General features: G+C 39.7%; 14 protein-coding genes, 1 tRNA gene and 1 pseudogene. 2 read left to right on the forward strand and 14 right to left on the reverse strand.

Annotated features, from left to right (window positions below; genetic code table 11):
• Positions 1–53: 53 nt before the first annotated feature.
• Complete coding sequence (gene cysK, locus RTK36_RS00885; RefSeq protein WP_312043373.1) at positions 54–983, reverse strand: cysteine synthase A; 930 nt, start codon at positions 981–983, stop codon at positions 54–56.
• Between the two features lie 264 nt (positions 984–1,247).
• Here cysK and RTK36_RS00890 point away from each other — a divergent pair, with 264 nt between their 5' ends.
• Together RTK36_RS00890 and RTK36_RS00895 are read left to right on the forward strand one after the other, a co-directional pair.
• Positions 1,248–2,117 (forward strand): methionyl aminopeptidase, encoded by an 870-nt coding sequence (locus RTK36_RS00890; protein WP_312043375.1) that lies wholly within the window; start codon positions 1,248–1,250, stop codon positions 2,115–2,117.
• An 18-nt stretch (positions 2,118–2,135) separates the two neighbouring features.
• A complete protein-coding gene (locus RTK36_RS00895) occupies positions 2,136–3,311 on the forward strand; it encodes an MFS transporter (RefSeq protein ID WP_312043377.1) in 1,176 nt (391 codons plus the stop codon).
• A 244-nt stretch (positions 3,312–3,555) separates the two neighbouring features.
• Here RTK36_RS00895 and RTK36_RS00900 read toward each other — a convergent pair whose 3' ends face one another.
• From RTK36_RS00900 to RTK36_RS00955, 13 genes and pseudogenes are all read right to left on the reverse strand, one after another.
• Positions 3,556–5,088 (reverse strand): methyl-accepting chemotaxis protein, encoded by a 1,533-nt coding sequence (locus tag RTK36_RS00900; protein ID WP_312043379.1) that lies wholly within the window; start codon positions 5,086–5,088, stop codon positions 3,556–3,558.
• Between the two features lie 152 nt (positions 5,089–5,240).
• The gene (locus tag RTK36_RS00905; protein ID WP_312043381.1) at positions 5,241–5,627 is read right to left on the reverse strand and encodes a hypothetical protein; all 387 of its coding nucleotides are present in this window, start codon (positions 5,625–5,627) and stop codon (positions 5,241–5,243) included.
• Between the two features lie 38 nt (positions 5,628–5,665).
• A tRNA-Leu gene (locus tag RTK36_RS00910) sits at positions 5,666–5,749 on the reverse strand.
• A gap of 73 nt (positions 5,750–5,822) precedes the next feature.
• On the reverse strand, positions 5,823–6,410 hold the full coding sequence (locus RTK36_RS00915) for a lysine exporter LysO family protein (RefSeq protein WP_312043383.1): 588 nt from the start codon (positions 6,408–6,410) through the stop codon (positions 5,823–5,825).
• Positions 6,407–6,688: a LysO family transporter gene (locus tag RTK36_RS00920; protein ID WP_312043385.1), complete on the reverse strand. Its 282-nt coding sequence runs from the start codon at positions 6,686–6,688 to the stop codon at positions 6,407–6,409. Before RTK36_RS00920 ends, RTK36_RS00915 begins: the two co-directional genes overlap by 4 nt.
• A gap of 194 nt (positions 6,689–6,882) precedes the next feature.
• Positions 6,883–7,917: a low-specificity L-threonine aldolase gene (gene ltaE, locus RTK36_RS00925; RefSeq protein WP_312043387.1), complete on the reverse strand. Its 1,035-nt coding sequence runs from the start codon at positions 7,915–7,917 to the stop codon at positions 6,883–6,885.
• Positions 7,918–7,920: 3 nt separating this feature from the next.
• Positions 7,921–9,021 carry an ABC-F family ATP-binding cassette domain-containing protein gene (locus RTK36_RS00930; RefSeq protein WP_442871329.1) on the reverse strand — a complete coding sequence of 367 codons (1,101 nt, stop codon included), beginning with the start codon at positions 9,019–9,021 and terminating at the stop codon, positions 7,921–7,923.
• A pseudogene (locus RTK36_RS16650) lies at positions 9,010–9,549 on the reverse strand (ATP-binding cassette domain-containing protein); the annotation flags it as partial. The gene RTK36_RS00930 and the pseudogene RTK36_RS16650, both read right to left, overlap by 12 nt.
• A gap of 263 nt (positions 9,550–9,812) precedes the next feature.
• On the reverse strand, positions 9,813–10,706 hold the full coding sequence (locus RTK36_RS00935; RefSeq protein ID WP_312043391.1) for a hypothetical protein: 894 nt from the start codon (positions 10,704–10,706) through the stop codon (positions 9,813–9,815).
• Between the two features lie 367 nt (positions 10,707–11,073).
• Positions 11,074–11,796 carry a tRNA threonylcarbamoyladenosine dehydratase gene (locus tag RTK36_RS00940; protein ID WP_312043393.1) on the reverse strand — a complete coding sequence of 241 codons (723 nt, stop codon included), beginning with the start codon at positions 11,794–11,796 and terminating at the stop codon, positions 11,074–11,076.
• A gap of 5 nt (positions 11,797–11,801) precedes the next feature.
• Positions 11,802–13,163, reverse strand: a complete 1,362-nt coding sequence (locus RTK36_RS00945; protein ID WP_312043394.1) for an HAD hydrolase family protein — start codon at positions 13,161–13,163, stop codon at positions 11,802–11,804.
• Positions 13,164–13,421: 258 nt separating this feature from the next.
• Entirely contained in the window at positions 13,422–14,516 is a 1,095-nt protein-coding gene (locus RTK36_RS00950; RefSeq protein ID WP_312043397.1) for an iron-containing alcohol dehydrogenase family protein, read from the reverse strand.
• Between the two features lie 264 nt (positions 14,517–14,780).
• The coding region (locus RTK36_RS00955) for an electron transfer flavoprotein subunit alpha/FixB family protein (RefSeq protein ID WP_312043399.1) at positions 14,781–15,763 on the reverse strand (983 nt) is incomplete at its 5' end.

Here is a 15,763-nt window from a genome sequence, read left to right on the forward strand (position 1 = left end):
TATCAACATCAAAACTGCCGCCAGTGCCGCCGTGAAGTGATTTCGCTTCTCCATTACTCATCCCCAAACATGGCAGTAGAAAGATAGCGCTCCCCAGTATCAGGCAAAAACACAACAATATTCTTCCCTGCATTTTCAGGACGCTCTGCCACTTTCATTGCAGCAAAAATCGCAGCACCAGAAGAAATACCCACCAAAAGCCCTTCCGTTTTTGCTATTTCTTTACCAAATTGAAAAGCTTCTTCATTTTCAACAGCAATAATTTCATCATAAATTTTAGTATCTAATATAGAAGGAACAAAGTTTGCACCTATCCCTTGAATTCCATGGGAGCCCGCCACACCCTTAGACAATAGAGGGGATGATGCCGGTTCAACAGCAATAATCTGAACCTTTGAATTTTTTTCTTTTAAATATTTGCCCACTCCGGAAATGGTGCCTCCTGTTCCAATTCCTGCTACAAATATATCAACTTGACCTTCTGTATCTCGAAAAATCTCGGGGCCCGTTGTTTCGTAATGGGCTTTTACATTGGCTGGGTTATCAAACTGCCCTGGTACAAAGGAGTTGGGAATTTCTTTTTGCAATTCCTCTGCCTTTTCAATGGCGCCTGCCATCCCTTTTGCACCTGGGGTCAACACCAATTCCGCACCAAAGGCCTTCATCAACATACGCCGTTCCATGCTCATAGAATCGGGCATAACGATAAGGGCGCGGTACCCCTTCGCCGCTGCCACAACCGCTAAGCCGATCCCGGTGTTCCCACTGGTAGGCTCAATTATGGTGGCACCCTCCTTCAATATTCCTCTTTCCTCCGCATCTTCAATCATGGCCTTTGCCACTCTATCCTTAGCACTGCCTCCTGGATTCATAAATTCAACCTTTGCCAATATTTTTGCTTGAAGATTATATTTCTTTTCGAACTGTGTCAACTCTAATAATGGGGTTTCTCCGATTAATTCTTCAATACTGTGATAAATCATACTTTTTCATCCTTTCTGCTTCCTTTTATTGTTCAAATGGTACCACTGATGCAAATTCTCATCAAGCAATATCTCTATTGTTATTCCCTTCCTTTTATGCTACTATGAAAAATGAATTTGTAAATCTTTTTTTTCGATGTTCTGAAAAAAATTAACATTTCATATCCTTTTCTTGCAATGTATCATTGCTCATTTTTAAAAGAAAAGCCTTGAAGCCAATTGTTCAGTACTCGAAATAAATTTAAAGAAAGGATCTGACTACTTATGAAACTCGGTCGTAACGATCTCTGCTGGTGCAATAGCGGTAAAAAATATAAGCAATGCCATGGAGCAATGGATGATAAAATTGCACAATACAAAGCAAAAGGGGCAGAAGTCCCCTCACATAAGATTATTAAAATACCGGAACAAATTGAAGGTATTCGAAAGGCCGGAAAATTAAATACAGAAATTTTAGATATGGTGGCAGAAAAAATATGTGCCGGTATTTCTACAGAAGATATCAATACCTTGGTACACGAATATACCATCTCCCATGGAGGTACACCGGCACCCCTGGGCTACTGTGGATACCCCAAAAGCGTATGCACCTCAGTTAACAATGTCATTTGCCATGGTATACCTTCTCCCGATGAAGTCCTAAAAGATGGGGATATTATAAATGTTGATGTTACTACTATTTTAAACGGCTATTACGCTGACGCATCCCGTATGTTTTGCATTGGCGAAGTCAGTCCGGAAGCAAAAAAATTAATTCAGGTAACCAAAGAATCCGTAGACTTGGCATTAAAAGAAGTAAAGCCTTGGGGCTTTCTAGGTGATATCGGTTTTGTCATCAGCGAATATATTCACGCCAACGGCTACACCGTTTTGCGAGATATTGGCGGGCATGGTGTTGGCAATGATTTTCATGAAGATCCTTATGTTTGCCACATTGGCAAACGAGGAACGGGTATGCTTTTGGTTCCCGGTATGGTTTTCACCATTGAGCCTATGGTAAACGCAGGAAAAGAAGCGTTTTTCCAAGATGAAGAAAATGGATGGACAATTTACACGAAAGATGGTTCTTTATCTGCCCAGTGGGAATATACCGTCCTTGTGACAGAAGATGGTGCAGAGATTATTACCCACTAAATTGGATGAGGTCTAAATATGAAGAAGGATAATTTAGTCTATTTTTACGGGGCATTGCAAGGAACCTACTGGATGAGCTATGGATGTATTGCCAGCTTTGCTGCGGTGTATCTATTAGACCAAGGTTTTACCAATGGAAGTATTGGACTTTTAATTGCTGTTTCTAGCTTTCTCTCCGTCCTTTTACAACCGATCATCGCATCAGCAGCAGATGAAGGTACGCAGTTTACGGTAAAGGGAGCTTTTAAAATTTTATGCCTTGCCCAAATTGTACCTTTTGTGCTCCTGACTGCGTTCAACCCACCTATGATACTTGTAGCTGTCTTGTATGGGCTGATTATCCTGTTGGGGCTTTCCATGCAGCCAATTCTAAGTGCATTCGGCATGCAAATGATTCAAAATGGAATTCCCCTAAATTTTGGCGTGGCAAGGGGCATTGGCTCCTTTGCCTATTCTGTTTTAACATTTTTTTTAGGAACGCTGACTATAATTTTTTCCACCAAGTGTATCCCCATGATAGCTTGTGGATTAACCATAGTGATTTTGCTAATTTTGAAGCAGTTCCCTGAAATGGACTCCCAGAAATCCGTAAATCCCCTTCAGGGTGGCACTCTTACTGTTTTAAAAAATAATCCGCGTTTTGCCTTACTTGTGGTTGGAATTGCCTGCGTCTTCATATCTCATAGTGCAATCAATAACTACATGATACATATTTTAAAGCGAATTGGAAAAGGGAACGAAGCCTTGGGTCAGATTATGGCCTTTACCGCCCTTTTGGAAGTACCGGCCATGCTTTTGTGTACAAAGATCATTCGTAAATGGGATTGCGGAAAGCTCCTACAAGTCACCGCCATATTTTTTGTGTTTAAAGCAGTTGGTGTTACTCTTGCTACCAATATCTCTTTGCTGTATATTGCGTTAAGCTTTCAAGCAATCTCCTTTGCTCCCTTTACGGCAGCAATTGTTTATTATGTGAGCACCACCTTAGAAAAACATGACCAAGTAAAAGGCCAATCTCTAATTACAATTGGCATAACCATTGGAAATATTCTGGGTAGCCTTGTTGGGGGATATCTATTACAATTTTTCAACGTAGGCCTTATGTTATGGCTTTTCTCAGCTCTATGTATCATTGGTATGGCATTCTTCCTTTTGGGTGTGAGCCGTACCCCTGGTGAGGATATAGCCTGCTAGGCCTAGCCTTTGTGTGTTACGATTCTCACTGAAATAACGAAGTAAAAGTCCTGTTTTTATGTCACTACTATGACGTAAAACCGGACTTTTTTTATACAACATCTCTGCCTAAATCACTTTTTAGTTTACAATTGGCCTCACCGATATCAACAATCGTAAAGCCCCACATAAATACAAAATTACTAGAATTATTTAGACCCTCCAAACAAATTTCAACCATAAAAAGTAGAGAAATAGTTTCTTTTTACTTTGTAGCTAATCCATTTAAATTAAGATCCATCCCTATCACACCAATAAGCTCTCCTTTTTTTGAATAATAAGGTAATGCCAGAGTGACACAGGGATTTTTCGTTATTCCCGACACATAAATTCCAGAAATATATTTTTCTCCCCCGATGCTTGCTTGAAACCATTCCCTAATTTTTGCATTTGCTATGCTAGCAGAGGGAATAGAGCTAAAAAATCTACCGTTTATATCATTGGTCCATACCGCTTCAACTACATCCTCATGCTCATCCTTAAATTTTCCAAGCATGTTATCATGAAGGCTCGAATCATTGGTTAAAAATTCTTGGTGACTCACCAACTCCGTCTGGATAATTTTAAAGTATTCTTGTGCAGTCTCATTAAGGGTTGCCAAAAATTTTTCCGTTTTAAATATCCCAGGCAGTTGGATAGTGCTATTGGAAATTTCCCACAATTCATCGGAAGCAATGCCCAACTTTCTGCTCATTTTTGCAATATTTTCTACCCTTTCCTTCTGACTTAACGCAGAATGATAAACCCCATCTGCATTTAAGCTCGTTATGTTTACCAATTCTTCCATGCTTTCCATTTGCTCTCCCACCATATCAGAAATTTTACTTTGTTCATCGCTAATGGTATTGATTTCTTCAACAGTGGTAATCACCTTTTGAAAGGATTGGCTCATTCTTTGGAGATTCTCTTCTATTAATTTAGAAAAAGCCACACCACTTTCCACGCTTTCGTTATTCTGTGCAATGTCACGGTAAACATTGTTTACATCATTTTTCATGGCTAAAATCTGTGCCTCAATATCTTTGACAAATACCTCAGTCATTTGCGAAAGACTTTTAAATTCAGAAGCCACCACCGTAAAGCCCTGCCCTGCCTCACCGGCCCTGGCTGCTTCAATGGATGCATTAATGGAAATCAGCTTCATATTTGATAAAATAGCAGTTATTTCTTTCAGCATACCCGAAATCTTCTCTGATGTTTCCTTCAAGGTTTCTATGGCGTTGGCAGCATTACCACTTGTTTGCTTGATTTTTCCAATTACTTCAACAATATTCATAATTTCCGCTTTGCTATTGCAAATGGTTTGTTCCGAACTCCTGCTATTTTCATCAAGCTGATAAGCCATATCTCTGGTGGTACTGGTCAATGAAACTAAATTTTTAATTTCCGCCGAAGATTTCGCAATAATGTGATTCACCTCTGTCATTTGTCCCGCCATTTGGGTGGACTGCTGAAATAGGTTTTTTGAATATGTATTGCTTTCATCCACAGTTAGTTCAATTTCTGCTGAAACCGATTGTATACTCCCTGAGGCCACTGCCAATTCCTGAGACAATTTATTTTCGTCATTTTTCCATTGCATCAAGGTTCTATTCCATATAAACTGCGTAATCGCCCCAACAAAAACACATCCTAATATGCTGACTATTTTATATAGATTTGTTTCCGTTACAAAACATAAGAGAACTAAAATAAGGGCCCAAATTCCATGAATAACCACAATTTCATATTTTTTCATAACCAAGCCTCCCTAAAAAAATACTCCTTTCAGCACTTCATTGTATTAACAAATCAGTACTGAAAGGAGCCCCATTACTCGACAAAATTATTTTATTGAAGATATTACCATATAACTTGTCATAATGCAAGAATTAGTTCGTTTGGTAACCATCAAACAAGCTTGTTTTCGTTTTCTTGCATCTCTGATTCGCCTTGTTCCTCCATAGGTTCAAGTGCTTTGATTCGATTTTCCAGCGCTTCTATTTTCGTCTGTAATTCTAGATAGCTAGAGATTAAAATTGTAAAAAACAAAGCAATCGTTGCAATTACTGCAATCACACTTTCCATAATCAGCGAACCAAAGAAAAGGAAAATACCACACAGAATAAAACATATCACAAATGTCTCAAAAAAACGTTTTATTTTTATCACCCCTTCAGAAAAATAAATTAAAGTATCTGTAAACCAGCATACCATAAATTTACTTATTTCTCCATTTAACTTCCCAGCTTCGTCAGCGACAATTATCTCCTGAAGCTTTCCACAAAAAAAGTCCATGTGTAGGTTTAAACCCTTACACATGGACTTTTTTATAATGCGGATGACAGGACTTGAACCTGCACCAGGAAACCCCGACTAGAACCTGAATCTAGCGCGTCTGCCAATTCCGCCACATCCGCACGTGGACAACTCGCTAAGTAATAATAATATATTCGACCATAAAAGTCAAGGGATTTCTCGATATTTTTTCTTTCACAGGAAAAATTGTATTAAAACAGGGACAAGCAACGTACAAGTAATTCCACTCATAAAAGCGATGACTGCAGTCTTTCCATCAGTATGTTTGCTAATCATTCCCAACGTGGTATCCATAGCAGTGGCCCCTGCTGGTGCAATGGCGCTATAAGAATTTAAGTATTTTACCAAAAAAGGAATCAGAATAAAGGTAAGCATCTCCCGAAAAACGTTAGATAAAAAGGATATGGTTCCTCCAACGGGATTTCCCGCATTTGTTAGAATAATTCCAGACAAACTATACCAACCTAAGCCTGCAGCAATGGCCATTCCTTCCTTAAAATGCATTTGCGTTATCAGTGCAGCAATGGCACCACCGCATAATGAACCTAAAATAACACCAAGAGGGATCAGGAGGATGCGAAAGCCCATTTGGCGAACCTGAACAAAAACCTGTCGATTCAGTCCCAAATCAATCCCAACGGAAAATAGTAATATTAAAAGCATAACAGAGGATGTCTCATCCAAAAAAGCTGCAATTTCCATGGGCATATACATTCCGCCAAGAATGCCCAATACCAAAACAATTAAAATAGCAAAACTCATTTTTTCCCCTCCTTTTCAAAAAACAGCTTACTAAAAAGAAAAACGAAAAGGATGCTTCCAATGATTGCGAAAATAGCAAATAGAAGAGCCTGCCCTCCCAATGAAGGCAAATTTCGAATCACCTCACCATTTCTGCCAATGCTAACCCCCATACAAAAAATCAAGAGCATCAACCAAAGGGTTTGCAAACGGCAATTTAATTTCACTTGTTTTTCCTTAAGCAGTCCGAAGAAACCAATTGCAAATCCCATTGCCAACGCCAAAAATATTTTCCACATTTTCATCCCCCCATAAATTCGCTGCCACACTACTTCGTTTACTCTATTCTAGCTATTACCATCAATTGATTGCACCTTTGTTCTCACCAAAAATTACTCTATAATATGCCCGTTACCTCTAGAATGGGTACCATTGCAAAAAATCTTAAACTTTGAAAAAAAAAGCTGCCCCCGAAATACAAGGGCAACACTTTTTATCGGGCATCTTTTAACAACTGTACTACTTTATCAATCTCTTCCTTAGAAACATAATTATGGGTCACAAACCGCATCATTCCGTTGTCCTCACCGTTGATACGTACATCATGGTCAGCCATATAACTTACCAGTGCTCCTGAATCCAGAGGGAAGTTCTTTAGTTTGAAAAACACCATATTAATTTGCTGGCGTTCCTCATAAACCGACAAGCCTTCTACTTCCTGCAAGCGTGCACATAAATACTTTGCATTATCGTGATCTTCCTGCAATCTTTTGGACATTTCTTGTAAAGCAAGAATGCCTGCCGCCGCCAAAATTCCTACCTGCCGCATACCGCCACCAAGAATTTTACGTTTTCTTCTTGCCAAGGCAATAAATTCTTTACTGCCCATTAATACAGAACCGGCGGGGGCACAGAGACCTTTTGACAAGCAAACAGAAATAGTATCTGCATATTGTGCCATTTCCTTTACATCAACATTTAAATAAGTGGCTGCATTAAAGATACGGGCACCATCAACATAAACGGGCAACTGATATTTTTCTGCAAGAGCCTTCACATTTTTCATGTAATCCACAGAACGTACTTGCCCATCGGAATCAGCATTTTCGTAACTAATCAGTGCGGTTCTTGGCTGATGAATATCATCTGGGTCTTTTCTGATATATTCCTCAATCAAGTCCAGAGACATCTCCCCCCTCACATTGAGTACAGAGCGCAATTGTGCCCCTGCAATGATTGCAGAAGCCCCTGCCTCATGGGCAATAATATGGCAATTATCAGGAAGGATAACCTCTTCTCCCCTTTGAACATGAGTAAATAAAGCAAGCTGATTGGCCATTGTCCCTGTGGGAACAAAAAGCGCCGCTTCCTTGCCGAAGATTTCTGCCGCCAGCCTCTCTAGCTCGTTCATTGTGGCATCGTCTCCGTAAACGTCATCACCAACCACAGCACTTGCCATAGCTTTTCTCATTTCTTCCGTTGGCACAGTAACTGTATCACTTCTAAAGTCGATTTTTCCGTTAATCAATGCTTACGCCTCCTCTGTCAATTTTAAGCGCAAATTATTAATTTCTTCATCTTCCAAATATTCATCATAGGACATTTGTCTATCAATAATTCCACCGGGCAGAATTTCAATAACTCTATCAGCAATGGTTTGTACAAACTGATGGTCATGAGAATCAAAAAGCAGCGTACCTTTATATTCAGACAAACCTTCATTTAACGCTGTGATAGATTCCAAGTCTAAGTGGTTTGTGGGCTCGTCCATAATCAAAACGTTTGCTCCACTCATCATCATTTTACAAAGCATACAACGCACTTTCTCACCACCGGACAAAACATTGGCAGATTTCAGAGCTTCCTCACCACTAAAGAGCATACGTCCCAACCATCCACGGATATCCGCATCATACTGCTCTCCTTCCTTGGCAAAAGGTCTCAACCACTCAATCAAAGATTCCTTGCGGCCTTCAAAATATTCTGAGTTATCTTTAGGGAAATAGCCTGTTTTGGTTGTAATGCCCCACTTGAATTTTCCTTCATCAGGCTCTACTTCTCCCATTAAAATTTGAAATAACGTAGTTCTTGCAATTTCATCCTTGCCTACAAAGGCAACTTTTTCATTAGGCCGTATCATAAAGCTAATGTTGTCCAATATCTTTTTACCATCAATGGTTTTAGAAATATTTTCCACCAATAAAACATCATTTCCCACTTCTCTGTCTTGCTTAAAGCTACAGAAGGGATAACGTCTGCTGGAAGGCTTAATGGTATCCATCTGAAGGTTGTCCAACAATTTCTTTCTACTGGTTGCCTGTTTTGCCTTGGAAGCATTTGCGCTAAAGCGCTGAATGAATTCCTGCAGCTCTTTCATTTTCTGCTCCACCCGTTTATTCTGATCTTTAATTTGACGCTGGGTCATCTGAGTAAAGCTATACCAGAAATCGTAGTTACCAACAAACATTGTAACTTTGCCGTAATCAATATCGGCAATATTGGTACAAACCTTATTTAAGAAATGTCTATCATGGGATACAACAATAACGGTGTTCTCAAAGTTCAATAAGAAGTCTTCTAACCATCTAATTGCGTGAATATCCAAATGGTTGGTAGGCTCGTCCAGAAGCAAAATATCAGGATTCCCAAATAATGCCTGAGCCAAAAGCACCTTCACCTTTTGTGTACCAGTCAGTTCCTTCATTTTAACATAATGCAATTCATTGGTAATACCTAGGCCGTTCAACAACATTTCTGCATTGGATTCGGCAGACCATCCGTCCAATTCGGCAAATTCCCCTTCCAGTTCGGAAACCTTAATGCCATCCTCATCTGTAAAATCTGCTTTAGAATACAGTTCTTCCTTTTCCTTCATAATTTCATATAATCTTTTGTGACCATACAAAACTGTTTGAACAACTTCCAAATCATCAAACAAGAAGTGATCCTGCTTTAAAACACCCATTCTTTCGCCGGGGGTTATGGCAACAGACCCCTTATTGGGTTCAATTTCCCCAGATAAAATTTTCAAAAATGTAGACTTTCCGGCGCCATTGGCACCAATAAGCCCATAACAATTCCCTTTTGTAAAGTTAATATTTACATCATTAAAAAGCACTCTGCCCCCGTACTGAAGGCTGACACCCTGTGCTGCGATCATAGTATATTCTCTCCTTTTTTCAAGTCAATCTTTTTCATTATAGCATCATCCCACAAAAAAAACAGTATTATTTATAAAATCCTTTCATTATCAGCACTTCTCACGTTTTTTTTGGGAAATTCATCTCTTTCCTCTTCATTTTTTCAAAAAATAAAACCCCTGTTTTCACAAGGGTTTCAGAATATCAACATATGTATCCATCCTTTGAAAAATATAGTGTTCTTTCAAAGTTTTTTTCAGGCATACAACGGAATAAGCTTTGACTACTTTTTATCCTTAGTTGAATTATTTTCTATCAGAGATATTTCTTTTTCATAGTTAATTGCACTTCTGGCTCCAGATGGAATATCGATTTTTTTCACTTCTCCAAGTTTGGAAATATTTTGTGTAATCGTATATTTTTCAACCTTGATCGCCTCTGTTCCTTCCTGACCCAATTCCTGCAGCACATGATTCATAACAGTTTCCAATGTTTTTCCAAAATCGACGGTAAAAGAAAGAGGTGTTCCATCCTCTTTTAACTGGATTTCAAAAGGAACTGCTTCCACATCAGAATAATAATTCTCACCAACACCATTCATGCCCGCAATTTGCAGGAAAAATCCCGCTTCGCATACATTATAAACCTTTTGTGCCGGTATCTTCCCTGTTATGGTCACAACACCGCTAATGGCGGAAACCAGTTTCCATTCATCCCCCGCATTCAACAAAATACTCATATCCTTAACGGCATCATACATGCCCACAAACTTCATTGCATTTTCTTCTGCCAATGTCATTTCAGTCCACTGTCCATCATATGACATATACATGTTTACACCATCATTCACTTTTTCCAAATAAATTTTAGAATCCATAGTTGACTTTCCAAACAAATCTTGGGTTAAAATCCCCACTGCCAATGGTTCTCTAAGCATTTCAATTTTCGCTTTGGAAATGGTTTTGTCTTCCTCATCACCCATCTGTGCCTCTGCATAAAAATCAGCTGCAAAACTTGGGGCTGCTTCCAGCTTCGTCTTCGCCAAAGCAATATAATTATCCGTTCCGCCTTCTGCCAAAGCTATATCCACATTGGAGGTCGGTTTTCCATTGCATCCACTTAAGAAAACCATTGCACATAAAGCCATAGTGAATGCAACTTTTATTTTATTTTTCACCCTAACACCTCCCTTTACAATTCATGGAAACCGCAATTTACGGTATCAAGATATCGAAAAGATCGACATCCTTTAAAAAACTAGCTCTTTCAATCTTCTTTCAAGTTAGCCATTCTTCTTTCATTCGCCTTCACGTTGATAGCCTGCCATTTAGCCACTGGATGTATAACGTGGGGGCTTTCTGTGAAGAAGAAAAGAATTCATATTTTATAGTTACATTTATTCTATCCAAATATATTTACCCTTTCAAGGGATTTTGAAATGTTTCAGAAAAATATAAGAAATGCTTCTTTTTTTTAATAGTTCTCTCCACTTTTCCGATATTATTTGGAATAATTTTACTTTATTCGCCACTTTAGCCTTTTTTTTAATCCCGCACAATTCCTGCCAAATGGCAAATAACCTCACCTGCCAAAACCATTCCTGCTGCTGGAGGTACAAAAGAAAGGCTACCCGGAATCTGCCTCTTTCCGCTTTCCATAGACTCCTGAGGTTTTCTTGGAAGTTCTTTGGAATAAACCACCTTAACGTCCCGTATGCCTCTATCTTTTAGCTCTTTGCGCATCACCTTCGCCAAGGGACAAACAGAAGTCTTGGCAATATCCTCCACTTCAAATTTGGAAGGATCAAGCTTATTTCCCGTTCCCATGCAGCTAATGATAGGCACGCCTACCTTTTTTGCCTCTTCAATTAATATTATCTTTGAGGTAATCATATCTATAGCATCCACAATATAATCATATTCTCCAAAATCAATGAGCTCCCTGTTTTCATTCGTATAAAAAACAGAATGGGTCTCTACTGTTGTTTGCGGTAAAATATCGTGGATACGTTCCTTCATTACCTCCGTTTTAAGCTGTCCCACAGTTTTTTGGGTTGCAATGAGCTGGCGGTTCATATTTGTTAAGGACACACAGTCTCCATCGATTAAGGTTAAATGTCCAACGCCTCCCCTTGCCAATGCTTCCGTGGCGAAGGAGCCCACTCCCCCTATGCCAAAAACAGCTACCTTGGCTTGCTTTAACTTCCTTAAACCTTCATCCCCCAGCAGAAGTTCCGCTCTGGATAACTCGTGTAATTTTTCCTGCATTCATTTCACCTTTTTCTTTTTTCATTCCTCAGCTCTTTGGGCAAAGATTGCCAATGCAAAGGCTCATATATGTGGAACATCTTACGGACAATGCTGTCTCCTGTACCCTTCAGCTGATAATCTGCCGCCTTAATGGCATCATCGCTGGCATCTATGGTAGCAAAAGACAAGTCTGCCGCCTGCATCATGGATGCATCATTCCTGTTGCTTCCAAAGACCACCGTTTTTTTCTGGGGCATCTTTTCCAAAAGCCTATTCATCATATATTCCTTTGTAGCATTTTTATGATATATTTTTAAATGACAGTAGTCTTCTGGGGTCTCCGACTTATCCCTTAAAAAGAGAAGTTCCCCCTCTTTATCCATTTCCACCAATTTTTCCGTAACAAAATCCGCCGTTTCATCCTTTACTACAAGGAGAATATAAACAACAATGCCCTCCTTAGGACGCTCTCCATAAACATAATTTCTATGGGGAGAAAGACGCAGTTGTTGATAAAGTTTCTGTTCTTCTTCATTTTTAAAGTCATGATAATAAATCAATAAAACATCTTGCCAAACAACGTTTAGAAAATAATGAAGATTCAACTTACGTAAAAAATCCTCAATTTTCTCTGTCAACTCCTTAGAAAGACCATGACAAGCCAGATAACGCTTCTCGTTCATGTCATAAAGCACAGCTCCATCCATTGCGATAATTGGCAGTTTCATATGAAGCATGCCTATATCCGCAATCAGCGATGCAGGCGTCCTTTCCGTTGCTATGGTAAACGCCATGCCATCCTTTAGCAATTGGTTCAATTCAAAAATGCTATAGGGGGTCATACCCGTTTTTTCTCCGTAAATTGCCCCATCAAATCCTGACACAAAAAGGAAATCCTTCTCTTTGCGCCGCGGCAAGTGAGCCATATTTACCCCCAAAGAAACCAAAATTCCCACAATGGTTTCCACAGAACGATTGACAGCGTCCATAATGGGTGTGGAATCGCCACTGCTTAAAGTAATACTTAATAAAACAACCCCCGCTAAAGCTGAGGCTCCTGGTTTTTTTAGCAAAACTGTTGTATATAAAACAGGGATAACCGTTAAGGATATCACAAAAAAATGCAGATACTCATATTCAGCAGGAATGTATAGGCTCACAGATGCCGCAACCAACCCAAAAAAGGCCCCTATAATCGTTCCAACGATACGGTTAAATGCCACATTCACGCTATGCTCCACATAAGGCTGCATACAAATAATTGCAGCAATGGCAGAAAAAATAGGCTTGCCGTTTCCGCCCGTTAAACTGCTGATTAAAAAACATATTCCCACAGCGATTGCTGTTTTAATCATACGCATGCCTACTCTTGGAAAATATGCCATCCTACGCACTCCTTAATTCAATTTTTCTCTTCACAAGTATAAAAGCATATGCGACAGCTGTCAAGCTTCAAAAAAGGCTAAAAGTAGCGGTTTTTTTAAAAAAGGCAAAGAAAAAAAGCCAGACTGCTTTACAGGAATTTTTAATTACAAATCCTGGAAGCGACGGCTTTACATATTAACTAAAAAAGTTATTTTTTTTCGTAATTCGAGGCAAAGGATCTCTCCTTTGCCTCAAAATTTTCACGCTATGTAATTACATTAAGCGATTGCCTTTAGATTGAAATCTTCCAGCTCCAAAATTGCCGCCTTAATCATTTCCGTTGTGATTTCATAAGGCGTATAATCCAAGTCATACTTTTTCACTGCTGCCTCTAAAACAGGATCCAATTCTTCAACGGATACCTCGATATCGGACAACTTTGTAGGCAGGTTCATTCCCTTGTAGAACGCAAAGAAACGATCCAATAAGTCATACTGCTTATCCAGTGTCAATAAAACCAAAGTGCCGTAAGAAACAACTTCGCCATGACGATGTCTCTCCTCAACCTGAGGCAGCATGGTCATACTGTTAAACAGCGCATGTGCCAAATTGGTATTATACTTATGGGAATCTACCATGTTAGATACCATACCAGTGTTAATGAAAATATCCAAAGCAACCTGCTCAATAGCCTCGGAAGGGCGGTTTAACCGACAATCCTCCATGGCTTGGATACCATATTTCAACAAAGGTTCTGTACAGCAGCTGCACATAGCAACTCCAGCCTGCTCGGATAAGGTTAATTCTGCCTCTTTGCCTCTTGCAGAAAATTTCACCTCTGCTTCCTTGCTCATGCCGTCACCAATGCCTGCCCAAAGATATACCTCTGGAGCCTCTGCGATAACTTTTGTTGAAATAAATACATGCACAGGTGGTCTTTCCACACGGAAGAAATCACGGAATACATGATTTGTGTGATAATAAATTCCCAATGCAGAAATACATGCACAGGTTGCTGCAATGGTTGGGAAAGTGAAATAAGGTTTTTTCAAATGATCTGCAACTAATTTTGCACAATCAATTGCTTTGCCGCCCCCGACGCAAAAAACCATATCTGCTTCTTTTACCACATCCAATTGCTGCAATTCCTCAGCATACTCAAAAGCCGCCTCTCCTTTATACCAAATAAAATCGGTAATTTTTATGGAGCTCTCCTGCGTTGCTTCCAATAAATACTCTTTGGTCTTTTCCATCGCCGTTTTGCCGCCAATGACTACCGCCTTTGTCCCATAAGGTGAACACACGGCTTCAATCTCACGATATGCGTCTTCACCTGCCGTATAGCCTGGGAAAAAAATAGAATAACTTTCCATCTCGACAACCCCCCTATCGATTTAAAAACAAACCCATTCTTAAAAGTAAAAGTAGACTATATTGCGTCAAAACAAATTAGAATACTGTATTTTGTATAATGTATTCAAAGGAAACTTCTGTTTTGACTGCATTCCGAAAGCACCCTACGCCAAAAAGGCGCGGGGCTTCCGAAATTTTTAAAGCAAAACCCTAATCTTTGCCCAAAGATGCAATCAAATGAGGGTATTGCCTTATTAACATTTTTAAAATATCCCACAAAAAAATTAGTTGTTAGCCTTTGCTGTCTTGTATTTTCTGATTGCATCAGCCAATTTAGGCAGGATAACCTTAACGTCACCAACGATACCCAAGTCGGAAACTTCGAAAATGGGAGCTGTGTCGTTTTTGTTGATGGAAATAACCAATTCGGAGTTTTCCATACCTGCAACGTGCTGAATTGCGCCGGAAATACCACAAGCCATGTACAAGTCAGGGCGTACTGTCTTACCTGTCTGACCAACCTGACGATCTTTTTCAATCCAACCAGCGTCAACACATGCTCTGGAAGAACCAACTTCTGCGCCCAATGCATCTGCTACGTCTCTGATTAAATCGAAGCCCTGTGCACCACCAATACCACGGCCACCGGATACGATCAATTTTGCTTCTGTCAAGTCAACAGCCTTCTTGTCAGCCTTAACAACTTCAAGAATTTCAACGTTCATGTCAGCGTCTGTAAAATCAACGTTGAATTTGATCAATTCGCCTGTTCTTGTTGTGTCTTTTGCAATTCTCTTCATAACACCAGGACGTACTGTTGCCATCTGAGGTTTTGTTCTAGGGCACATCAATGTTGCCATGATGTTACCGCCGAATGCAGGACGAGTCATAAGAAGTGCTCTTGTAGGATCTTCACAGCCCATAGCTGCTTCCTTCGCGAATTCTTCTTCTGTCTTTGCCATTCTCAAACCTGTTGTATCTGCAACCAAACCTGTTTTTACACGGCTAGCTACACGAGGAGCCACGTCACGACCGATGGAAGATGCACCAAACAGCATGATTTCAGGATCATATTCGTTAACAATAGCTGTAATCGCTTTTGTGTAAGGCTCTGTTACATACTCTTTCAAATAAGGGCTGTCAACAAGGATAACCTTGTCTGCACCATAGTGGAAAAGTTTGTTAACCTGACCTTCAATTTCATGACCCAACAGGACTGCAACTACTTCATCCTTGAGGTCTTCTTTCAATCTGGTGGATTCGCCAA

This window comes from Anaerotignum sp. (genome assembly GCF_031981185.1).
In the GTDB taxonomy this organism is placed as follows: domain Bacteria; phylum Bacillota; class Clostridia; order Lachnospirales; family Anaerotignaceae; genus Chakrabartyella.